This window comes from Aminobacter carboxidus (assembly GCF_014863355.1).
Classification (GTDB): Bacteria; Pseudomonadota; Alphaproteobacteria; order Rhizobiales; family Rhizobiaceae; genus Aminobacter; species Aminobacter carboxidus.
This window is the reverse complement of the sequence record NZ_JACZEP010000001.1, coordinates 1,100,711-1,123,137: the sequence shown is the minus strand read 5'-3', so window position 1 is coordinate 1,123,137 and position 22,427 is coordinate 1,100,711. Positions and strand designations below refer to the sequence as shown.

The 22,427-nt window shown below is 60.3% G+C and carries 13 protein-coding genes and 1 pseudogene; 12 read left to right on the top strand and 2 right to left on the bottom strand.

Features of this window, described 5'->3' with window-relative positions:
• The first annotated feature begins 1 nt into the window (after position 1).
• Positions 2 to 1,531, top strand: coding sequence for an AAA family ATPase (locus IHE39_RS05260; RefSeq protein ID WP_192565728.1), 1,530 nt, complete (start codon positions 2 to 4; stop codon positions 1,529 to 1,531).
• Positions 1,532 to 1,652: 121 nt separating this feature from the next.
• Positions 1,653 to 2,408 (top strand): metallophosphoesterase, encoded by a 756-nt coding sequence (locus IHE39_RS05255; RefSeq protein WP_192565727.1) that lies wholly within the window; start codon positions 1,653 to 1,655, stop codon positions 2,406 to 2,408.
• 170 nt (positions 2,409 to 2,578) lie between these two features.
• Here the strand turns inward: IHE39_RS05255 and IHE39_RS05250 are convergent, their stop codons facing one another.
• Together IHE39_RS05250 and IHE39_RS05245 are read right to left on the bottom strand one after the other, a co-directional pair.
• Entirely contained in the window at positions 2,579 to 4,261 is a 1,683-nt protein-coding gene (locus IHE39_RS05250; RefSeq protein ID WP_192565726.1) for an ATP-binding protein, read from the bottom strand.
• 47 nt (positions 4,262 to 4,308) lie between these two features.
• Complete coding sequence (locus IHE39_RS05245) at positions 4,309 to 5,397, bottom strand: dsDNA nuclease domain-containing protein (protein ID WP_192565725.1); 1,089 nt, start codon at positions 5,395 to 5,397, stop codon at positions 4,309 to 4,311.
• A gap of 233 nt (positions 5,398 to 5,630) precedes the next feature.
• Between IHE39_RS05245 and IHE39_RS05240 the strand changes: the two genes are divergently transcribed.
• The 10 genes and pseudogenes from IHE39_RS05240 (at position 5,631) to IHE39_RS05200 (ending at position 22,325) form a co-directional block, all read left to right on the top strand.
• Entirely contained in the window at positions 5,631 to 8,678 is a 3,048-nt protein-coding gene (locus IHE39_RS05240; RefSeq protein WP_192565724.1) for a BPTD_3080 family restriction endonuclease, read from the top strand.
• Positions 8,671 to 10,539 (top strand): DUF262 domain-containing protein, encoded by a 1,869-nt coding sequence (locus tag IHE39_RS05235; protein ID WP_192565723.1) that lies wholly within the window; start codon positions 8,671 to 8,673, stop codon positions 10,537 to 10,539. Before IHE39_RS05240 ends, IHE39_RS05235 begins: the two co-directional genes overlap by 8 nt.
• Before the next feature lie 39 nt (positions 10,540 to 10,578).
• Entirely contained in the window at positions 10,579 to 11,583 is a 1,005-nt protein-coding gene (locus IHE39_RS05230) for a PGN_0703 family putative restriction endonuclease (protein WP_192565722.1), read from the top strand.
• Positions 11,583 to 14,558, top strand: a complete 2,976-nt coding sequence (locus tag IHE39_RS05225; RefSeq protein WP_192565721.1) for a site-specific DNA-methyltransferase — start codon at positions 11,583 to 11,585, stop codon at positions 14,556 to 14,558. Before IHE39_RS05230 ends, IHE39_RS05225 begins: the two co-directional genes overlap by 1 nt.
• Positions 14,559 to 14,658: 100 nt before the next feature.
• Entirely contained in the window at positions 14,659 to 15,540 is an 882-nt protein-coding gene (locus IHE39_RS05220) for a hypothetical protein (RefSeq protein WP_192565720.1), read from the top strand.
• Between the two features lie 8 nt (positions 15,541 to 15,548).
• Complete coding sequence (locus tag IHE39_RS05215) at positions 15,549 to 17,660, top strand: 3'-5' exonuclease (RefSeq protein ID WP_192565719.1); 2,112 nt, start codon at positions 15,549 to 15,551, stop codon at positions 17,658 to 17,660.
• A gap of 616 nt (positions 17,661 to 18,276) precedes the next feature.
• Positions 18,277 to 19,542 (top strand): site-specific integrase, encoded by a 1,266-nt coding sequence (locus IHE39_RS05210; protein WP_192565718.1) that lies wholly within the window; start codon positions 18,277 to 18,279, stop codon positions 19,540 to 19,542.
• A gap of 73 nt (positions 19,543 to 19,615) precedes the next feature.
• Positions 19,616 to 19,822 carry a transposase gene (locus tag IHE39_RS31210; protein ID WP_434781280.1) on the top strand — a complete coding sequence of 69 codons (207 nt, stop codon included), beginning with the start codon at positions 19,616 to 19,618 and terminating at the stop codon, positions 19,820 to 19,822.
• Positions 19,744 to 20,247 (top strand): annotated as a pseudogene (locus IHE39_RS05205) (integrase core domain-containing protein); the annotation flags it as partial. The gene IHE39_RS31210 and the pseudogene IHE39_RS05205, both read left to right, overlap by 79 nt.
• A gap of 83 nt (positions 20,248 to 20,330) precedes the next feature.
• On the top strand, positions 20,331 to 22,325 hold the full coding sequence (locus IHE39_RS05200; protein WP_192565717.1) for a hypothetical protein: 1,995 nt from the start codon (positions 20,331 to 20,333) through the stop codon (positions 22,323 to 22,325).
• Positions 22,326 to 22,427 lie beyond the last annotated feature (102 nt).

Below are 22,427 nucleotides of genomic sequence, written 5' to 3'. Positions count from 1 at the left end.
GATGTCGGTGAAGGACCCAGCGCACCTTCGACATTTCAAGCGTCGCGAAAAGGCGGCGGTGGCGGGGCTCCACCTGCCGACCGAGGATGAACTCTTGCGGGGAATGAGCTTCTTCAGGGATAGTGTCAGCGAGGACATTCGGGAGTACGCAATTCGGCTTTCGGGGGCACTCAAGACACGGTGTGATCTCGGGCTTGCTGGCCTCATCGCGGCCCTCGACAGGCTCACCGTTGATCAGAACGAACATACCGTTCAAGACCTCATGACAGCATTCGGCGCGTTGGAAAGCAGGTCGCACGCCTCGTTCGAGTCAGGCGGCGTTCGCTGTCAGTTCTACCTAGCAGTATGGGGCCATCCGGATGCGGCTGCCAGGATTGCCGGGGACATCGCCACGCTGGCGTTGAACGACCTTCACAGATCCGATGACCTGGAACTGCTGTGGCGGTCGCTGGCTTGGAGCGCTTTCTCCAGTTCCATCCGGTCGCAGGGATATGGTCTCTCGACGTGGCACAGGTCAGGGCAGCTCCGCGAGAAGAACAGCTTTGAATACCAGTTCCAGACTGCAATCCTGAAGCGACAGGCTTCCCCGCGGCCCGAAGCATTCGAACTGACTGTCGACGAGCTTGAAAAAGCCGGAACCGGGGAGCCGGAGAAAGCTCAATCGTCGTCCGGGTCCGTGGTTGTCTTCAGGTCCGCTGGAAACGAGACCACCCCGGACGGAAGGAAGGTCGAGAAGGAGTTCAGGGAATTCTTTGGGAAGCCCCTGCCTCTGCCGGCCGCACCGGACCTGGCCTTGGTGCGGACGAGGCTGGTCGCGGAATTCCCATATGCGGTGTCCGCAATCGACACGATTCTCAGGAAGGTTACTGGCAAGCGTCACGCCTGGCTGCGGCCGACGATCCTTCTTGGACCGCCCGGAGGCGGGAAATCCAGATTTGCTTGGCGACTGATGGAAGAACTCGGGCTGCCGTATGAAATGGTGCCCTGCGGCGGGATCAGCGACAGCGCCATCGGAGGGACTGCGAGACGGTGGTCCACCGGCGAGCCGAGCATGGCCGTGATGGCAATCCGCCGCCATAAATGCGCAGGCCCGGCGATCATCCTCGACGAACTCGAGAAGGTGGCGACGAGCCGTCACAACGGCAATGTCCATGACGTCCTTGTGGGACTTCTGGAGAAGGAGACCTCCACCCGCTGGTTCGACCCCTACCTGGAAGCCAGTTGCAATCTGTCGCACGTATCCTGGCTGATGACCGCCAACGAGGTCCGGAGCGTCCCCGCCGTGTTGCTGGACAGATGCCGAATCCTTCAGTTTCCCCTGCCGGGGCCGGACCAACTCATGTTCCTGGCGCCCCGCATCCTCGAACACCTTTATGTCGAGCTCGGCCACGATCCCCGGTGGGCGACTCCACTCGATCAAGTGGAGACCGATGCTCTCGCCTCCGTCTGGCCCGGCGGTTCGATCCGGAAGCTTCACCGTCTGGTCGAGAAGCTCGTTGAAGTGCGTGAAGACCTCCGAGGTCGGCAGTGAAGTCGCACCCGTTGAGCGGATTCGCTGGAGGGCATGCAATGGGTAGAAGGGCGCTTATGGGATTCGCTTCTCATCCAGAGACCGCCGCCTGTTTTGTCAACAATTGCAGGACGGACCCGCCATGAGGGTCTGGGTCCTGTCGGACCTCCACCTCGAGTACGCCGACCTGCGGCAGCCTCTCCGGATACCGAACGCCGAGGTCTGCATGATGGCCGGAGACCTCTGCCGCGCTCCGGCCAACGGTGTCCACTGGTTGGCGAAACACATCGCCCCTTCAATGCCGTGCGTTTACGTCGCCGGGAACCACGAGTTCTATAAAGGGGCCATAAGGGAAGGAATCGAAGACGGTTTCGGGGCAGCGGAAGCATTCCCGGACGTGCATTTCCTCGAAAACACGTCCGTCATCATCGATGGAGTCCGCTTCCTGGGCACCACCCTGTGGACCGATTACCGCATCGAGGGTCATCCCCAGATCGCGATGCACCACGCCCGTGGCCGCATGAACGACTACAAGCAGATCGCTCGGCAGCGGAATCCTTGGCAAAGGTTTGTGCCGGAGGCCTCGTACAGGATCCATCAGCAGTCGCGGACTTTCCTGGACACCGCCCTGAAGGATTCGTCCAGAACGGTCGTGGTCACACACCACCTGCCGCACGCGCTTTCCATTCCGCCGCGGTTCAAAGGCGATCTCCTGAACGGCGCGTACGCATCCGACCTGACCCCTCTGATCGAGGATGGACGGCCCGCTCTCTGGGTTCACGGACACACCCACGACAGCTGCGACTACACGGTTGGGGAAACCCGGGTGGTCTGCAACCCGCGGGGATACGAGGACGAGAACAGCAACTTCGATCCGGCGTTGGTGGTGGAGGTGTAGGCGCCGAGGAGTTCGTCGGTGTTTGGTCTGGCAGGGGTTGCCACCCTGTCCGTCGGCGGTGACCCTTGCTGAAACGGACCGCTCCCGTCGGCCGTTGGACGTGCAATACGGCTGAAAGCCGGCGTTTCGCGCGCCGAAAGCAGAGCAATCCAATGGATTAGGTGAGGTGTCTACAGCATGCCGAGTAAAGGATTCATGGTATCAAGGATTTGAGGATAATGATCAGACGATAGGGCCGATAGTTCGTCAACGAGCTCGATCACTTCCCCGTCTTCAACCTTCTGATCGTGAAGGCCAACCGTCCCGAGGATTGTCTGGCCGTTGTCCGGACGGCTGCTCATGATGAGGGCAATCATCGCCGCCACGTTGGTCGCGTCCTGATCCTGCTGGTTGGGGCTGTCGATGATCATCGGCGCCGTTAAGGCGGAGGAGAACCGGAAGACGGTCTTCATGAGCGCGAGGTGGTAGGCGAGGACCGCCCGCGGTTGGTCGCTTCCCGTGTCGTTGACCTTACGGACGATCTTGATCGCGCTATCCAAATCGATCCTTTGAACGTTGAGGGTCCGCAGGAAGCCGGTCATGAGCTCGGCATAGTAGGCCTCGATCTCCTTCCTGCGTTTCTTGTCGTCCAGCGTCTTCACCTCGGCGTCGATCTCGACGATCTCCCCCGCCCTCTTGTCGACTTCCGCCTTGATGTCCTCGAGCTGCGCATCGAACAGCCCTCTCGCCATGTTTGCGCTGGCGTTCTCGATGACCTCTTTGAGCGTGAGGTCCCCTTCCTTTTCAACAAGGGTTCCCGACACCTTCTCGATCAGGGCGTCCGTACCGCTAAGGCGCGCTTCCACTTGTTCCGCCCTTTTCCGGATATCGACCAGGCGGTCATCCTGGTCGCGAAGGAACTGCGCGCACGCTTCGCGATCATCGAGGATTGAGAACTTGTGCGTGAAGTCGTTGTGGTGGCTCGTCCCGCAGGTCGGGCAGAATATCTCAGCCTCGGCCTTCGACGCGTAGGCATAATCCTTGCCCAGCTCCTCCATTGCGAGGCGGGCGATCCTCATCTGCTCACTCACGAGTTCACGTCCGTCTACGAGGTCGGCAAGCTCGGCGGCGCTTTTGAGCCGTGCAGCCCGAAGGTCGCGAAGCTCCAAGAGAAGGCGATCCACGGACTCCCGATGCTCGAGCTCGGTGAACTCCGTTCCGGTGAAGGCGGGCTGCAGGTTCAGCTTGGCGACCGCCTTCTCCAGCACCTGCCGGTCGCGGCCAAGTTCGGTAATCTCCAATTGGACGGCGGCTTTCCTCGCCTGGAGCACGTAGTACCTGTTCGGCCTGATGCCGGAATGAAACTCCACCACGGCTTTCCGCGGGTTCTTGTACTGCCCGCGGTTGTCGAAGGATTCGAGCGATTGCCTCCAGCCGCTATCCTGGTCGATATAGAACGGCATGAACATGTAGGCGGGCGGCGGCGTCTCCGTAACGCCGGACTTGTTCGGCAGCACTAGACCAAAGTCGAGCAATTTCGCGAGGAACGGGCCCAACTCGGACGTGACGCTCCTTGTCGTGATCAGGAGAGCGCCCTTGTCGTCGAAAACGCCGAAGGCTGTGCCGTCCCTGACGATCGAGAAGCGATCACCGTCGATGGTGAAGGACACGCGGGCCTTCACCTTCGCTTTGAGCCACTCCGGATGCATCCTGACCGGAGCGCCGAACGCCCAGTAGATGCTCTTTATGATCGAGGATTTGCCGACGTCATTCTCGCCGGTGATCACCGTCAGTCGGGGATGGAACTTGACCGTCCTGCCCTTGCGCTCCGTTGTCGACAGGAGTTCTAACTTCTCGAAGCGCAAGTTTTTCATGGTGCTTCAATCTGAGATTTCTGACGAGTTGCTGAAAGCGTTCGCTGCTAGACATCGTGGAACTCGTAAAGGATGACGGCGCGAAGGTAATCGTCGCTCACGCTTTTGTCCCAAAGGTCTGCGAGCGGCCTGACTTCCGGAAGAGCAGCGTCCACCTCCAACATTAGATCGCGGGCTCCAGTGATGTGGTTCGCAACGACATCCTTGACGGCCTTGCGGAATCTCTGTGGTCCGGGTCCGTAGCGGGAGCGGCGGTCGTTGACGTAGAGTTTCCAACCCGCCCCAATGTCTCGGCGGCGAACGATGTTCGTAATGTACGGAGCGATTCCCGACCACTCGACCGCCTCCGCCCGCTTCCTCTTGAAGTCCTCGAGGCGATCGTCGATCAGCTTTCGTGTTACGAAGGATTCCGACATCTGGGCAAAGCCGCTGAAGTCGACGTCCATCCGCTCCCGCTGGCGGCATTCTTCGAGAAGCATGAGGGCGAATGCGTAGGTGCTGGTCTCCGTCATTCCGGTCTGCTCGATCACGAACTTCTGGACGGCGCCCATAATCGTGTCGCTGAAGCTGGCGAGGTTCATGGTGGAGCAGCAGAAGTGGAACAGCTTCGAGTGCTCGTCCTGAAAGTTTGGATCCTGTTCCTTCAGGCGTTTCCGGAAGGATTCGATCTTTGCCGCCGCGGCGGTGTCGAACTTCGCCTCGTCATGACCGGCTGCAAGATCAGAGCACATCTGATTGGTGACGAAGACCAGTCTCTCAGTATGGTTCGGAAATCGCTTGTAGTTGTCATACATTTTCGCCGCGAAGGACAACTTCTTCGCCGGCGGCGCATCGCCCCGCTTAACCGTGGTCTTCTTCAGTTTGGCACCAGATGAAGCCGAAATGCTGGAAAGCGTCCATGTGCCGGATTTCTGCGTCTTCACTTGGAAGAATGTGATCTTCGTGGGATTGCTTATGCTGTCGAGTTCGAGGACGTCGTCGTGGAACTCGAACGCGACCCCGAAGTCCGCGCCACTCTTGTAAAGCTGGAGTATCCGTGACAGCCCCCAAGCTGCCTGGTATTCAAATCGTTCTACCGCAAGCTTGCCACCCTGCTCGCGCTGAGGTTCCTTCAGGAGGGTTTGCCTTATATCCAATTACTGCGCCCGAATCGACAATATCCCCGCATCCTAAGCATGTTGTGCCGGAGCCGATACATACATCCATTCACTAAACGCGTGTTGGCCGCGTCTGCCCGCGCTGGGGGCTCTAGACTTGCAACCACATCAAATCATGTTCGTCCTCCCTCCAATCCCGCATGACGGACTCCGTAAGTTGATCAATAGGTTCCTTTCCGTGCATGGTGTCCGGGATTCGTTCCGGGGGGACCATGACCAAGCCATTCTATGCGGAACCTATCCTCAATTCGCCCTATCTGCCGCCGACGCGGCATCATGCGCTCGGTGATGACGGCCAGCCACTGGAGCATCCCCCGATCGAAGGGCGGCGACGGTCGAAGTACATTACGCCGGTGCCCAAGGCACGACGGTCGAAATCCGGCGCGGGCCGAAGCCAGGCGTCCCTCGCCTTCGATGCTCCTGAGGGCGGTGAAAGCGGCTATAACCCGACGCCGATCATCAACGAAATCCGCGGACACATCGAATCCTGGCGCGCCCTGCCGAATCCCAACGACTGGGGCGTTACGCCCGTCACGCAGCGCCTTTTGCAGCATTGGCGACACCACGAATTCTCCAATCAGCGACCCTTTTTCTGCCAGATCGAGGCAGTCGAGACGGCGATCTGGCTGGCCGAGGTAGCGCGCGGGCGCAAGCAATATGCGCATATCTTCCGTCATCTCGAGGAGGCAAACCGAGACGCCAATCCGGATCTGTTCCGGCTTGCGTTGAAGCTGGCGACGGGCGCTGGCAAGACGACGGTCATGGCAATGCTGATCGCGTGGCAGTCCATTAATGCCGCCAGGCAGCCGAATTCGTCGCTCTTTTCCAGAGGCTTCCTGCTGGTGGCGCCGGGTATCACGATCAAGGATCGGCTCCGTGTCCTCAACCCATCCGACACCGACAACTACTACCGCACTCGTGAACTGGTCCCCGCCGAACTGATGAATGATCTCGGCAAGGCCAAGATCGTGATCACCAACTACCACGCCTTCCAGCGCCGCAAGGCGCACGACCTCAATCCCGTCGGCGAACGGCTCATGCAGGGCCGCACGGGGCAGCCGATCGAGAAGCAGGAGAGCGAAGGCGAAATGCTGGCCCGCGCCTGCGGCGAGCTTCTTCCCTTGAAGAACATCGTCGTCATCAACGACGAGGCGCACCACTGCTACCGCGAGCGGCCCGGCACCGACGACGAAGCCGAGGCGAAGGGCGAGGACAAGGAAGAAGCGAAAAAGAACAATGAGGCCGCCCGTCTCTGGATTTCGGGTCTCGAGGCGCTGAAGCGCAAGGTTGGCCTGCGCGCGGTCTACGATCTTTCCGCCACGCCCTTCTTCCTGCGCGGTTCCGGCTACGAGGAAGGCACGCTGTTTCCCTGGGTCGTTTCGGATTTCAGTCTCGTCGACGCCATCGAATGCGGCATCGTCAAGCTGCCGCGTGTTCCGGTGGCGGACAACGCGGTCAATGCCGAGACACCCGTCTATCGGAACCTTTGGGATCACATCGGAAAACAGATGCCCAAGAAGGGCGCCTCCAAGTCCGGCGAGCTCGACCCCCTGTCGATTCCGGCGCAGCTCCAGACGGCGCTTATCTCCCTCTACAGCCATTACGAGAAAGAATTCGAGGAATGGCGGCGCGCCGGCATTTCGGTACCGCCCGTCTTCATCGTCGTCTGCAACAACACGGCGAGTTCGAAGCTCGTCTATGAGTGGGTGTCCGGCTGGCAGCGCGAGCGCGAAGGCCAGATGCAGACCATCCATCACGGTCATCTTGGGCTATTCGGCAACTTCGACAAAAACACCGGGGAGCCTTTGCCCCGCATGAACACGCTGCTGATCGATTCCCAGCAGATCGAATCCGGCGAGGCGCTGGACTCCACATTCCGCGAAATGGCCGCGGGTGAAATCGAGCAGTTCCGCCGCGAGAAGCAGGAACGCGAAGGCGCCGCCGCCGGAAACATCTCCGACAGCGAACTCCTTCGAGAGGTCATGAACACGGTCGGGCAGAAGGGCCGCCTGGGCGAGCAGATCCGGTGCGTGGTGTCCGTGTCCATGCTTACCGAAGGATGGGACGCCAACACCGTCACGCACATCCTCGGTGTACGCGCTTTCGGAACTCAGCTGCTGTGCGAGCAGGTGATCGGCCGCGGCCTGCGCCGTCAATCCTACGAATTGAATCCGGAGACCCAACTCTTCGAGACCGAGTATGCCGACATCCTCGGCATTCCGTTCGATTTCGCCACCGAGCCCCAGGCCGTCACGAAGAAGCCGCCGAAGCCCGTGACCCGCGTTGCCGCCATCCGCGAGCGCGAGCGACTATCGATCCGCTTCCCGCGCGTGGCCGGCTATCGCACCGAGCTTCCGCCGGACCGCATCTCCGCTACGTTCAACGCGGACTCGACCCTGACCCTGACGCCGGAACTCGTTGGCCCCTGTGAGACGCGGCTTGAGGGGCTGGTGGGCGAAGGGCACGACATCTCGCCGGATGCGCTCGACGAAATGCGTCCGAACTCCGTAGCGGTACATCTGACCAAGCGCCTCGTGGAGCGCTACTTCCGCGACGGCGACCAGGACCCTCCCTATCACCTCTATAACCTCATCCAGCCCATCACACGCCGTTGGATCAGGGATCACCTGAAGACTGTCGGCGGCACCAGGATCGGCATGCTGACCTACGCCGAGATCGCCGACAAGGCAGCCAACCTCATCTATGCGGGCATCGTGCGCGAGGCGAGTGCGGACGGCGCGCCCATCGTCAAGGCGATGCTCGACCCCTACAATCCGCGCGGTTCCACCAACCACGTCGCATTCAGCACGACAAAGCCCGTGCAATGGACGGCACCGGACAAGTGCCACGTCAACGCGGTGGTGCTCGATTCCGATTGGGAGGCGGAGCTCGCCCGGGTCGTCGAGAGCCATCCCGCCACCATTGCCTATGTAAAGAACCAGGCTCTCGGCTTCGAGGTCCCTTATCTCGCCGGCTCGGTGACGCGCCGATATCTTCCAGATTTCATTGTTCAGGTAGATGACGGACACGGAACGGACGACCCTCTCAACCTGGTGGTGGAGGTGAAGGGGTTCCGTGGCCTCGACGCGCAGCTCAAGGCCCAGACCATGGAGACGCTCTGGGTGCCGGGTGTCAACAATTTGAGGACCTTCGGACGCTGGGAGTTTGCCGAATTCCGGGATGCGTTCGCGATTCAAGAAGAATGGGGAATGCTGATGAAGGGTTTGGCGGATAGAGCTGGGGGACGGCTTCATGTTTGACAGCACCAAGCAGACGCTCAAGACACTCCTGGAACAGGTGTGTGACGGCAAACTTCAGCTGCCGGATTTTCAGCGGGGATATGTCTGGAACGAAGATGCCGTCGTGAGCCTTCTCGCAAGCATAGCTAAAGGCTATCCGGTCGGCGCGCTGCTGACGCTGGAGCGCGGTGGGCAGGTAAATTTCAAGTTTCGGCCTGTCGAAGGCACGGCGACTGAAAACCCAGGGCCGGAAGCATTGCTACTGGATGGTCAGCAGCGCATGACTTCACTCTTTCAGTCGATATACTCCGATCGCCCGGCAAAGGTGAAAAATTCACAATCGGATATCGTTGAACGATACTTTTATCTGAACATCCAAGAAGCTCTGGCCACCGGCGATTTCGAGGAGGCGATCGAAACGGTTCCGGCCACTCGTATCCGCATGAAGGCTTTCGCTCGCGACGTGGACATCGACGTGTCTTCATCGGCGCTGGAATACGAGCAGCATCTGTTTCCGCTAAATCGGTGCTTCGACGAGAAGGATTGGGTTTATGGCTGGCGCGATCACTGGAAGGCGAAGGGCGTCGACATCTATGAGATGGACAAGGCCTTCGATCGGCAAATCCTTGACCGCATCCAGCGCTACGAGATGCCCATCATCAAGCTGACCAAGGACAATGGAAGAGAAGCCGTTTGCACGATCTTCGAAAAGGTGAACGTCGGAGGGGTCAAACTGGACGCTTTCGAGCTGGTGACCGCCATCTTTGCAGGCACCGGCGAAGGCTTTGATTTGCGCGAAGACTGGTGGGGTACGAAATCCCAGCACGGACGCCTGGGACGCATCCGCGTCCAGACCAAGCCGGACGGGGTCTTCGCAAAGCTCGCAAGCACGGACTTCCTGCAGGCTTGCACGCTGCTTCATACGATGGAAATTCGTCGGCAGCGCGAGGAGCACCCGATTCCTGGGACGCAGCTGCCGCAAATTACCTGCAAAAGGGATGCTCTTCTTGCTCTGCCGCTTGCTGGCTATCTGGGTTATGCCGACAGGGTAGAAGCTGGATTTATCGAGGCTGGCAAGTTCCTTGCAGAACAGAACATCGTATATCAGCGCGATCTGCCCTATCCGCCGCAAGTGGTTGCCCTGGCGGCGCTCTTCGCCACCCTGCCAGCCACATCCACTAACAATGCGACGGTGCGGGCCAATCTGTCGAAGTGGTTCTGGGCGGGAGTGTTGGGAGAACACTACGGCGGGGGCACGGAAACAAAGATTGCACGCGACGTTCCCCAGCTGATTGCCTGGCTCGAGAAAAGCCAGGCCAGCCCATCCATTTTCGAAGACGTCACGTTCGTCTCCAACAAGCTGACGCGCCTGCGTCGTCGCCAATCAGCTGCCTACAAGGGCTTCCACGCTCTTTTGATGCGGGAAGGATGCCGAGACTTCGTATCTGGCAAGGCTTTCGACCTGATGACGCTCTGGAGCGAGGCGGTCGACGTGCACCACATTTTCCCGCAGTCTTGGTGTCGTAACAATAACAAAGTGGTCGAACAGTATGATTCCATCGTGAACAAGACTCCGCTTTCGTCGGCAACCAATCGCTATATCGTACGAGGGGACGCACCCTCGGTTTATCTGAAGCGGATCGAGCAGGATCATAAGATTGGCGCGTCCGAACTCGACGCAATCCTGAAGACACACCTCATCCCGGTCGAACATTTGCGAGCGGACGATTTCGAGGCCTTCTTTGATGCGCGAGTTACTCTCCTCGCCGGCTTGGCAGGAAGGGCCATGGGCAAGGCCAGCGTCGATGCGGCCGCCTTTGAGGAAACGACAGCCCCCGACGACGCACTGATGGATGAGATCGAGACTGCCGATGCCGCATGAGCCTTTACAGGTTGGGACGCTCGGCGGAGGTCTCTCCAAATGACCCGTGCCGAAACAGGAAATGTCGATTTCGTCGAACAGGAGCGTGCGCGCCAGTCGGTGTTCTTCCGCGCGACCTTGCCGGACGAGTGTGGATTTGACGGGTGCGACTACCGCCTCCCCCCAGGCAACCGGCTGTCGAATCTCAATCCCGAAATCCGGGAAATTGCCGCGCGCTACTTCGACGACAACAACATCGCCTGGCACCAGCATGCTGCCCACGGGCTGTCCTCGCAGGTTTGCTGCCTGAACTTCCTGATGCCACTGGCCACGCGCCCGGATGTACTGTCCAAGCTCGTCCAGCAGGCGATTGGCGGCCCGCTTCCCGACATGCTGGAGGTCGAGACGGGGCCCGACGGCAAATCCTGGTTCGTCGGCTTCGAATGGATCGGCCGCAAGGACTATCTCAACGAATGGCCCCGGACCGGCGTGCCGAAACGCGGCGCCAACGTCACCAGCGCCGACGCGATCCTGCGATTCCGCCAGGCCGGACGGATCGAAACCTTGCTGGTCGAGTGGAAATACACGGAGTCCTATGGAACTCCGCCCGAGCAGAAGCGCGAGGCCGAGCGCCTTCGCCGCTATCAGGGCATAGCCTTCGCGCCGTTCGGTCCCGTCCGCAGCGATACCCGCCTGAAGCTCACCGACCTGTTCTGGGAACCGTTCTATCAGCTCTTCCGGCAGCAGATGCTGGCCTCTCGCATGCAGGGGGAGAAGGAAGACGGCACCGAGCGCGTCCGCGTGCTCCACATCGCCCCCGCCGGGAACAGGCGGCTGACCCGCGTCACCTCGCCTGCGCTGCGGAAGCTTGAGCTCGGCGAGAACGCCTTCACGGTCTACCGCTCGCTTCTGGTCAACCCGGACGACTTCGTCAGCCGATCGACCGAATCCCTGTTCGCGCCGCTAATCGCCGATGTGCCGGACGGCGACGGCTGGGCGGACTACCTCCGCGATCGCTATGCCTTCCTTGCCCATCCCTCTGACGCAAAAGACGAGAAATCCTGATGGCCAAAACGCCCATCCAGAAGGCGATCGACGCCCTCACGCACGACGCGGCCACGCGGATCAACAATCCGACGGCCGAGATGGCGTCGTTGTTCGAGCAGCAGGCGGAGATGCTGGGCGAGAGCGAGCGCTCGATGTCCCTGCACCGCCCGCGGCCACTGGCCAACGGCGAGACGCGGGATCGCGATGGAGATATCGATCCGCAGATCGTCTGGAACGGCGTGAAGATCACGATCACGAAGGAGCAGATGCGGAAACTCGCCGAGACGGGCGAGATCGAGATCGGCGACGCGCAGCTTGTCTGGAAGGGCAAGGACACCCAGGACTGGTCCGACCTCGTCGTCAACGCGCCGCCGATCTACGTGCAGGAGAAGGTGCATCCCAAGGCGATCATCGACGAGTTGAAGCGCAGCACCAGTGCCAAGCGCGCAAGCGAGACCGACGCGCCGGACCTGTTCGCCGATTTCAACGGGCTGACAGATCCGGAGGCGCGGGCCGAGTTCTACCAGCACGCCCAGCACTGGACGAACCGCTTCATCCTCGGCGACAGCCTGCAGGTGATGGCGAGCCTCGCGGAACGGGAGGCGATGCGCGGCAAGGTGCAGAGCATCTATTTCGACCCGCCCTACGGTATCAAGTTCAACTCGAACTGGCAGGTCTCGACACAGTCCCGTGACGTGAAGGACGGCAAGGCGACCGACGTGTCACGCGAGCCGGAACAGGTGAAGGCGTTCCGCGACACCTGGAAGGACGGCATCCATTCCTACCTCACCTATCTGCGCGACAGGTTGATGGTCGCGCGTGAACTGCTCACTGAAAGCGGCTCCGTCTTTGTGCAGATCGGCGACGAGAACGTGCATCGCGTCCGGGCGCTGATGGACGAGGTGTTTGGGGAAAAAAACTATCAGAGCACCATCTATTTCGTGACGACCGGCGGGCTTGCTACAAGCGGCCTTAGTCGTGTTGGTGATTATGTGATTTGGTATTGCAAGGACGATACGAAGAAGAAATTCAGGCCTCTCTACTTTGAAAAGAAAGGCGCGGACGACGAGTCCAGCGCCTATAAGAGCGCTGAGTTCGCGGTTGGGAATAGAAGACGGCTTTCTGTAAATGAACTCGCCAACTTGGATGCACTCCCTACCTCGGCTCGGATATTCCGGATCAGCGATCTGTGCGGCCAGGGTCCTTCAAAGGAACCGACACCGTTCGACTTTCAAGGCAGAACATACCACCCCACGAAAAGCAGCCACTGGAAACCTAGATATCCAGACGGCCTCCGCCGTGCCTCTCGTTCTGACAGGATTTATGGAACAGAGAACACACTGAATTACGTTCGGTTCCTGAATGACTATCCTGTTTCTCCGTACTCTAATTTCTGGCCGGATACCGGACATTCGGGATTTGCTTACGATAAGTTGTATGTCGTGCAAACTGGAACCAAGGTCATCGAGCGCTGCATTCTCATGACCACCGATCCAGGAGACCTTGTGCTTGACCCGACCTGCGGCTCCGGCACGACGGCGACGGTCGCTGAGCAATGGGGGCGGCGTTGGATTACCATCGACACGTCGCGCGTGGCGCTTGCGCTCGCCCGGACCCGTCTGATGTCTGCCCGCTATCCCTTCTATCACCTGGCCGACAGCCCGGAGGGCCGCGCGCAGGAGCAGAAGGTGTCCGGCAAGATACAGCCGCATGGATCGACATCCGGCGATGTCCGGCAGGGATTCGTCTACGAGCGCGCGCCGCACATCACGCTGAAATCCATCGCCAATAATGCCGAGATCGACGTGATCTGGGAGCGTTGGCAAGCAGTGTTGGAGCCGATGCGCAGCGCACTGAACGAGAATCTGCAGACCGCCTTCGCGGAATGGGAGATACCGCGCGACCTCGACCTGTGGCTCGAGACGAAGGACGGTGCCGCGAAGGCCGGACTGGCCAGCGCTCGTGTTCGTGAGTTGCACAAAGGCTGGTGGGAAGGCCGCATCACGCGGCAGAAGGAGATCGACGCTTCGATCGCCAAGGCTGCCGATGTCGAGATGCTCTACGACCGTCCCTATGAGGACAAGAGCAAGGTGCGCGTCGCCGGACCGTTCACCGTGGAGAGCCTGTCGCCGCACCGTGTCGTCACCGCCCGCGACGACACCCTCGCTGCCGAGATCAGGGCCGGTGAAGGCGGCCTGCAGCCAGCTCCCGCCAACGTGCCGGAGATCGATTTCGGCCAGATGGTTCTGGAGCATCTGCGCACGGCAGGCGTCCACCAGCAGGAAAAGCGTGACACCATCCGCTTCAACTCGGTCGAACCCTGGCCGGGCAAGTTCCTCGCGGCGGAGGGCCGCTACAATGACGGCGACGGCCGCGAGAAGCGCGCGGGAATCCTTATTGGTCCCGAGTTCGGGACGCTCACCCGCAGCGACATCACCGCCGCCGCCCGCGAGGCCTCCGACGCCCGCTTCGACGCGTTGATCGCCTGCGCCTTCAATTTCGAGGCCCAGGCGAGCGACCTCAACCGCCTCGGGCCGCTGGCCGTCCTGAAGGCCCGCATGAACCCCGACCTGCACATGGCCGAGGACCTCAAGAACACGGGCAAGGGCAACCTCTTCGTCGTATTCGGCGAACCGGATGTCGATCTGATCGAGACGGCGGACGGGCAGTTGCAGGTCAAGGTCAACGGCGTCGACATCTTCGACCCGTCAACAGGCGAGATCCGCTCTGACGACGTGAAGGGCATCGCCGCCTGGTTCATCGACACCGACTACAACGAAGAAAGCTTCTTCGTCCGCCACGCCTATTTCCTCGGCGCCAACGACCCCTACAAGTCGCTGAAGACTGCGCTGAAGGCCGAGATCGATGAGGACGCCTGGTCGACGCTGTATTCGGACACGTCACGGCCCTTCCCGCGCCCGAGCACGGGCAGGATTGCTGTGAAGGTGATCAACCACTTCGGGGATGAAGTGCTGAAGGTGTTTGGGGTTTGAGATGGGGCGTGGTCACAACCACTATCCGAGTTGCGGGTGCGGTTGGTGTTCCAGCACATGGGGCAACGTCCGGATCGATCGCTCCGAGTTGCGCAGATCGATGCAGATCCGCGACGCTGAGCGCATCTTGCGTGACGAACGAGCCAGCCGAGGCTATTCGTCTTGCTTCGTAAACCCCAATGCAAAATGCCCGGTCTGTAAGGAGACGGTATTTTACTACCAGAACGGCCGGGGTAGCCGCGTGTTCTTTGACGACTTGGGACCGCCATGGCCGAAACACGGATGCACAGATAATCCGAGATTGGCGGTAAGCCCTACATCGGAACGTCCTCAGCCGCGTTTGCGGGGCGTTCGTCTCGAACTGGCAGAGGCAGCCACGTTCATTGGGATCTACGATGGCGGCCGCTACCACCAGTCCGGGTACGCGATTGATTGGCAGATGATTGAAATCGTGGCCGTCGATCGAAAGGGGTGGGAGCTCTTTATAACCGGACGGTTGATCGAAATGGCTGACGAGCCGATCGTCCACTTTGCTGTCACCTGCGCTGACGACATCATTGTCGTCGGCGACGTTGTGAGTGGCTCGTTTTTAAGCGTTAGTGCATTTCATACCGATAGACTTGAGCCGCGCTCTTACCGAGTAACCTGGTATGAAAGCGATCGCTTTCGCACTATCGTATCGACTGGTGATCACGTCTTGAGGCCCCTCCGCACGCATCCTCCCAAGCCTGAGCTGGTGCGCGATGCTTTGGGGGTCGCAACGACCTTGATCCGGCGACGTGATCTACGTCGACCGAAACCTAAAGCGCCTGCTGTCCTCCCACGAGAGGCAAAAGCCGCTAAAATCAAGGCGCCAAAGGAACGCGCATCTAAACCGAAGGCCAAATCTGCAAATCAAGTGAAGCGCGAGGACATGCTCGCGAAACTTGTCGTTGAGCATCGTCGGGACCGCCTGTCTCGATCGCCAAAAGACGAAAAGTAGTCGCTCCGATGCCGACCATACTTGCCGACAGCTTCACCGCCGCCCTCGCCAAGCTCGCCAATGACGAGCAGAAGCAGGCGAAGCTTACGGCGTTCGACCTGCAGGCGAATCCAGACCAGCCCGGGCTACAGTTCCATCGCATCGACAAGTCCAAGGATCCGAACTTCTGGTCGGTGCGGGTGTCCCGAGACATCCGCATCATCGTCCACAAGACAGGCGCAAGCCTGATGCTTGCCTATGTCGACCACCATGACGACGCCTATGCCTGGGCGGAGCGACGGCGGATCGAAACGCATCCGGCGACGGGTGCGGTCCAGATCGTCGAGGTGCGCGAGCGGGTGGAGGAAATCGCACCACCCGCCACGACCAAGTTCACGCAGCCGGACCTGCCGTTCGATACGTCTTCCGCGCCACAGGGCGCTGCCCCTCAGCCGCTGATCTTCGATCGCCTTGCCCAAGCCGAATTGCTTTCCATTGGCGTCCCCCCGGACTGGCTGAACGACGTCGCAACAGCCACCGAGGAAACCTTCTTCGCGTTGGCCGCCCACCTGCCCCAGGAGGCGGCCGAGGGACTTCTCGAATACGCGGCAACCGGAATCCTGAAGCCTGCCGCGGCTCCCGTCGCGGACCCCATGGCGCATCCGGATACGCTGCGCCGTTTCCGGGTCCTGGAGGGGATGGACGAGTTGCAGACGGCTCTCGACGCACCGTTCGAGAAGTGGGCGGTGTTCCTGCATCCGCTGCAGCGAGGCGTCGTCGAGCGAGAGTATTCCGGACCCGCGCGTGTGGCCGGCTCGGCGGGAACGGGAAAGACCGTCGTGGCACTGCATCGGGTGATGCGCGTCCTCCGGCTCGATCCCGACGCCCGCATCTTGCTCACCACCTTCTCCGATCCTCTGGCCGCGGCCCTGCAGCGCAAGCTGGCGGTGCTGTCGGGTGGCCGCTCAGACATCGAGAGCCGGGTCACGGTCGCTTCCTTCCGGAAGATCGCCGAGGAACTCTTCGCACTCACCACGGGACGCAAGGCGCATATCGCGGATCGCGACACGGTCCGTGGAATCGTTGAGAAGGCGGCGAACGATGTGAAGACTGGCTTCTCGTTGCGGTTCATGATTTCCGAGTGGGAGAACGTCATTGACGCCTGGCGCATCGACAGCGCCGACGCCTATGCTGATGTGCCTCGAATGGGGCGCAAGAACCGCCTAGGCGCGAAACAGCGTGAAGCGCTATGGCAGGTCTTCGCGACCGTCCGGCAGGTCCTTGGGCAACGCAGCTTGTTCACCCAGGCGTCGTTGTTCGCGGCGGTGACGGAAACCTGCTCCGGCAAGACCGACAAGCCCTTCACCCACATCGTCGTCGATGAGGCCCAGGACCTCGGCGTGCCCGAACTGCGTTTCCTTTCAGCGATTGCTCCGAACCGGTCCGACGCGTTGTTCTTCACCGGCGATATTGGGCAGCGCATCTTCCAGCAGCCCTTCTCATGGAAGGGACTTGGGATCGACGTGCGTGGCCGCTCGATAACGCTTAAGGTCAACTACCGAACCTCCCAGCAGATCAGGGCGATGGCGGACCGCCTGCTGCCGCAGACCGTAAGGGACGTCGACGGCCTCGAGGAGGACCGCCGTGGCACGGTGTCGGTCTTCGAGGGCCTCGACCCAGAGGTCATCATTGCCGACAGCGAGGACGCGGAACGGGTGGCCGCGGTGACCTTCGTCCGCATGGCGCTCGCCGACGGCATCCCTGCCGACCAGATCGCCATCTTCGTCCGCTCGGCGGATGAGCTGCCTCGCGCCCGGGCGATCGCCGAGGCGGCGGAATTGCCGTACCGAACAATATCCTCCGGCAAGCTGCATACAGAGGCGTCGGCGCTCGTCGGCACAATGCACCTCGCCAAGGGTCTCGAGTTTCGGGCGGTGCTCGTCGTAGCCTGCGACGAAGGCGTTCTTCCGCTTGCAGCGCGCGTGGCCGACGTCGCTGACGAATTCGAACTCGACGAGGTCATCGCGACCGAGCGGCAGCTTCTCTATGTCGCCGCGACCCGAGCTCGGGACAGACTTTTCGTATCCGGAGTTTCGCCCGGCTCGGAGCTGATCGAGGACCTGATTCGCCTCCCAAGCTGACGGTCCGAGCGATTCCGACGTTAACCCGGAACCGAGCGCTCCTCAGGGTGCTCGGAGCGCTCCACAGCTTGTCAACAGGTTGTCCACAGGCCTGCGGAAATCTTCGGCATCGCATCGTTGGGGCAAGGGAAGCCGCAATGAGGTGCCCCCAAAGGACTCCCGCGCCCATTTTGCCAAAGCAGTCCTTTGACGAGGAAACGAGTCCTTTTGCCTCGAAATCCTTGGGTTTGACGGCTTTTGGGCAATCCACAGGCGGACGAAATTCCCCCGCACGCCATCCTTAGGCCGCACCGTTGACCAGCGCCCCGCGACGCCCCAGGCTCGCGCGTATCCACAGGAGGCAACCGATGGTCACTCACAAACAAAACGTCTTGGCGACACTTTTCCACGCCGCCGCAGAAGGGCATTGCCTTCTCGAACGCCCAGACAGCTGCTACGCGGAAGGACGCAATCCAGAGTGTGGCGCTTGCCGTCACCACGTCGTTGCTGCGCCCCGTCCGACGGGATCGATCGTCGGATATTTTCGAGCGACACGTCACGACGACATCCAGCTCACATCAACCTACCTGCGGAAACGACGGGATCGATCGGAATAGCGGCGAGAGCATCGATCGCGATGGCGACGCTGTATTATCCGGACGCGAAGCGGCTTGGTCGGTTGGGTTTCGACTCAGTCGCTGGTGTGCCCGCGCTCTTTGATCGAGCGGGGCGGTATTGCCGAACGCACAATCGATATCTTCGCGAACGCGCTCTGGGCGAAGCGGGGCTCGGGCGGCCTGCTCCTTGGGATGCAGAGAAAGTGCCGTCAGAAAAGACGGTCGAGAACATTGCGCGGCATCTCGGCGTGTTTGTCGATTGGTGTGATCATCGCAAGATCGATTGGCGGGACGTATCTTACAAGAGTGTTCTCCGCTTTCAGAATGACATGGCTCTGGGACGCTGGTCCCTTAGCGGTCGGACACTAAAGCCGAGAACGGCCAATCATCATGCTGACGAGTCGACAGCATTTCTAGCCTGGGCGGCCGACCGCGGCTTACGGCCTGCATTCGATGTCAAGTACAAGGTGGTCAGCAGGCCCTCGGGCGCGCAACTCCCCGGACAAGCCACGGCCCTCGTTCGATCGCGGCAAGGAAGGCGTCCGGAATCTGACTCAGAAGACGTTGAGAAGGTCAGCTACCTCCCAAAACCGCAGCAGGTGGCAAGCTGGCTGCAAGCCGTTCGGCAGAAGAAGGGTTACCCAAAGTACCTCGCTTCGCGTTTCGTTCTCGAATCGGGAACGCGTCTTTTCGAGACCGTTGCGATCAAAGAGCATCAGATCCCCTCGAAGGAAACGTTGCAGAATCTATCTTTGGCAGGCCAGGTCAGCGGACCAGTCACTCTGGTCGTGACGAAGGGCGGTAGACCACGCACGATCTCCATTGCGATCCCATTCCTAATGGAGATCCGAAACTGGCTGGACGGTGGATGGTTGAGGCTCCGCTACCTATGGCACAAACGTGAGAACAGCCCGCCGAAATCGCTAGTTTTTCTCTCCGATGCCCGCCACTACGAGGGTACGCCGGTCTCTGAGGCGCGGCTGTACGACTGCTTCCATACGGTAGAACCACGCCCTGCCCGATGGACTACGCATTTCGGCAGGCATACCTATGCATGCTTCTACGTGCTCTATGCGCTCGAGCATGAAGCCACGGCGGCCGGCCGGGCGTTATCCGATATGGGCGCAGACTGGGTCGTAGCGCGAGGCGCTTGGTATCTGAAAACGCTGCGAAAACAGCTAGGGCACGTAAGCGAAGAAACGACTGATCTGTATCTCCGGTGGCTCGTGACGGCCTCTGGCTTGGCAGAAGCAGCGGCCGGTTGGCACACCTTTCTTTTGCTCTGAACCCCGAAAACTGGGCCGTTCGGAACTGGAGTTTTCCGCGGTAACATCCCTTGGCTGGGAGGAGCGGAAGACGATGAAGGCATCGAAGTTTTCGGACGCGCAGAAGGCGTTCATTCTGAAGCAGGGCGCGGACGGGATTCCGGTCGCGGAGATCTGCCGTCGGGCGGGGATCAGCCAGGCGACCTACTTCAACTGGAAGAAGCCGTCCGCCCGAACGACGTCTGGGCGATGGACTTCGTCCACGATCAGCTCGCTACGGGCAAGAAGATCCGCGTGCTGACGGTCGTCGATACGTTCTCCCGCTACGTGCCTGTGCTCGATCCCCGGTTCAGCTATCGGGCCGAAGACGTGGTCCGCGCTTTGGAGCATGTCTGCCCGAAGATCGGCTATCCGAAGACGATCCGCGTCGACCAGGGCTCCGAGTTCGTCTCCCGGGACCTCGACCTGTGGGCTTACACCAGAGGCGTCACGCTCGACTTCTCAAGGCCGGGGAAGCCGACTGACAATGCCTACATCGAAGCCTTCAACGGCCGCTTCCGGGCGGAGTGTCTGAACGCCCATTGGTTCCTGACGCTTGCGGACGCGGCTGAAAAGATGGAGGATTGGCGCAGATACTACAACGAGGAGCGCCCACACGGGGCGATCGGGCATAAGGTCCCGATCTCGTTGCTCAATCCCGATGGCGCAGCCAGCCCGCCATCGTGAAAACGTCGGGAAACTCTACCTTCCGGCGGTCCAAAGAATGGTATCGGAGCACTTTCCGGGGAACTCGACCGTCAGGTGACCGCGTGAAGCAGCGCCGGTCCAACAATATCGCTGGTGACGTCGCACTCCAGTTTTGGGTTGAGGCCCATGATGGCTCGTACTATCCGGTGGATCTGACTGAGTTTGCCGAGGGACGTAAACGGGAGGATGTGCCCCCACAGTTGCAGGCCAGATGGCCAGCGGATTTTCAGGGGAGGCTCGGTTTCGCGCTCGGTCTCTCAGAGGTTTTCCAGGCGCTTTGTCCTCCAGAGAGTTACGAGGCAGACTTCAGGTCGTCCTGCCGTCAACTTTTGCGTTTCCTCGACAGTATCGACCCCGATCAGTCGGTAAAGTGCTTTGCCGATCTGAAGGATGGCCATGGTATTGCCCTAGCAAAATGGGCTGAAGCGAAGGGCTTCACCGGAAGCGTCTACAAGCACATCAAGGGCCTGGTAGACGCGGCAAGAATGACAAGTGGTTCCACGCCGTTATTCTGGCCCGCACGCGAGCGGGATCCGATAGTCCATAAGGATGATGTCGACCTGAAAGCATACCCGCGGCTGTACAACGCCTTCAAAAAGGAGGCGATGTCGATCAAGGCCATGTTTCAGGAAGGCGAGCGCTTAGCCAATGGTGGAAGAGACCCTCGCGGACTTCGATCAACTCGAGCAAGTGCTGCGTGGGAGCAGAGAGAAAACCACGCTTGGCTAGTCCGCAAATTGACCCGAAATACCTTGCCCTCGAAGGAGGATTTCTACGCTGCAGGCGCCCGCGGTCTTAATAAGGCGAACAACGTCCGGACACAAAAACACAATGGTCCGGAGTACCTCGCCCCAGGTATGACCGAACGCGCAAGCGAAGGAATAGTAGGTAAACTTCGGTGGTTTCATCCCAGCTACCAAGACACAGCCGTTTTCTTCTGGCTCTTTCTCGTTGGCACAGGTTGGAATCTATCAACCGCCATTGGCATCGACATCTCCGACGAAAAACACTGGTGGGAGCCTCATCCTCAGAAACCCGAGTTCTGCGTGCTTCATAGTTTCAAAGGCAGAGCGGACAAGCACGTGTTCATCCCTTGTCTGCGCAAGCCCGAGTGGCATCCATACCGTATCATCGAGTTCATGATAAAATGCACCGCTCCCCTCAGACGCACGGTGCTTCAGCGATTGGCCGATGCACGCGCCAAGTACCTGAGTGACGGTATGCCAGAGACGGCTGCCGAGATCGTGCGACTCGAGACGATGTCTCGGAGCCCATGGTTGTTCCACGTAGTCAACAAGGTGGGCGAGGTAGGCTGCCTTCATGGCGACGACTCAAGCCACCTAAACGAAATTGCTAGGTTGGCAGCGCAGAAGCATGGGCTGTTCGAGGACCACCCTGCGTTGGCGGCGCTCGTGACGGGGGATGCCCGGGATGCCTGGATCGGCCACGCCTACATAACCAGCGGCAACAACATCCTCATCGCGCGGCTTGCTGGCCAGCATGAGGACTACCGTTCACTCGTTCACTACCTCCGCCGTCGGCGCTACCGCGCTCAAAGTGAGGGACTCGTCCGTGCCTTCCAAGACGTAACATTCGGCGAGATCGAGAGCGGACGGGTACTCGACGCAACCCGGATCCGACTGAAGCTGGAGCGGGGGGAGATTACTCTGGAGCAAGAACGTCGGCTGTTAGACCGGCGGCAGCGGACACGGCTGGGAATGGGCTGCCTCCAGCCAGATTCTCCTCCAAAGAACGTATCCCCCGATCACGTCCCCGGTGCAATCTGCCGAGTGCAGCGCTGCACCGGTTGCATCAACGGGATCGTTTTCGAGGAGAGCCTCGATCCGCTCACGCGCGCAAGAGCCGAACTCATCTACATCCAGCGCACAATTCCTTTAGCGGCGTGGACTGGATCGTCATTCGAGGAAGAAGCAGCATCCTTGGACGCCACATTGATGGATTTCGCGAAGGAGTCAGTTGGGGAGTCGACTCAGCTGTGGCTGAACAAGCTGTTGTCAGGGGAACTCCAGGTTCATGATACCTTTCCAGCTTACTAGTCCCACCGAAATCGCGCGCCCTGAACGCTGGGGAGAGGCGCTCTCTGTTGCCATCGGGGACTATGCGTCGCTGGGCGCGCGGACCTGGGAAGAGGTGAGTCT

Excerpts from the sequence above, each read along its gene's own strand:
- IHE39_RS05230 (WP_192565722.1), top strand. The coding sequence starts at position 10,579 with ATGACCCGTGCCGAAACAGGAAATGTCGATTTCGTCGAACAGGAGCGT.
- IHE39_RS31210 (WP_434781280.1), top strand. The coding sequence starts at position 19,616 with ATGAAGGCATCGAAGTTTTCGGACGCGCAGAAGGCGTTCATTCTGAAG.
- IHE39_RS05260 (WP_192565728.1), top strand. The coding sequence starts at position 2 with ATGTCGGTGAAGGACCCAGCGCACCTTCGACATTTCAAGCGTCGCGAA.
- IHE39_RS05220 (WP_192565720.1), top strand. The coding sequence starts at position 14,659 with ATGCAGATCCGCGACGCTGAGCGCATCTTGCGTGACGAACGAGCCAGC.
- IHE39_RS05255 (WP_192565727.1), top strand. The coding sequence starts at position 1,653 with ATGAGGGTCTGGGTCCTGTCGGACCTCCACCTCGAGTACGCCGACCTG.
- IHE39_RS05250 (WP_192565726.1), bottom strand. The coding sequence starts at position 4,261 with ATGAAAAACTTGCGCTTCGAGAAGTTAGAACTCCTGTCGACAACGGAG.
- IHE39_RS05215 (WP_192565719.1), top strand. The coding sequence starts at position 15,549 with ATGCCGACCATACTTGCCGACAGCTTCACCGCCGCCCTCGCCAAGCTC.
- IHE39_RS05240 (WP_192565724.1), top strand. The coding sequence starts at position 5,631 with ATGACCAAGCCATTCTATGCGGAACCTATCCTCAATTCGCCCTATCTG.
- IHE39_RS05225 (WP_192565721.1), top strand. The coding sequence starts at position 11,583 with ATGGCCAAAACGCCCATCCAGAAGGCGATCGACGCCCTCACGCACGAC.
- IHE39_RS05210 (WP_192565718.1), top strand. The coding sequence starts at position 18,277 with ATGGCGACGCTGTATTATCCGGACGCGAAGCGGCTTGGTCGGTTGGGT.
- IHE39_RS05235 (WP_192565723.1), top strand. The coding sequence starts at position 8,671 with ATGTTTGACAGCACCAAGCAGACGCTCAAGACACTCCTGGAACAGGTG.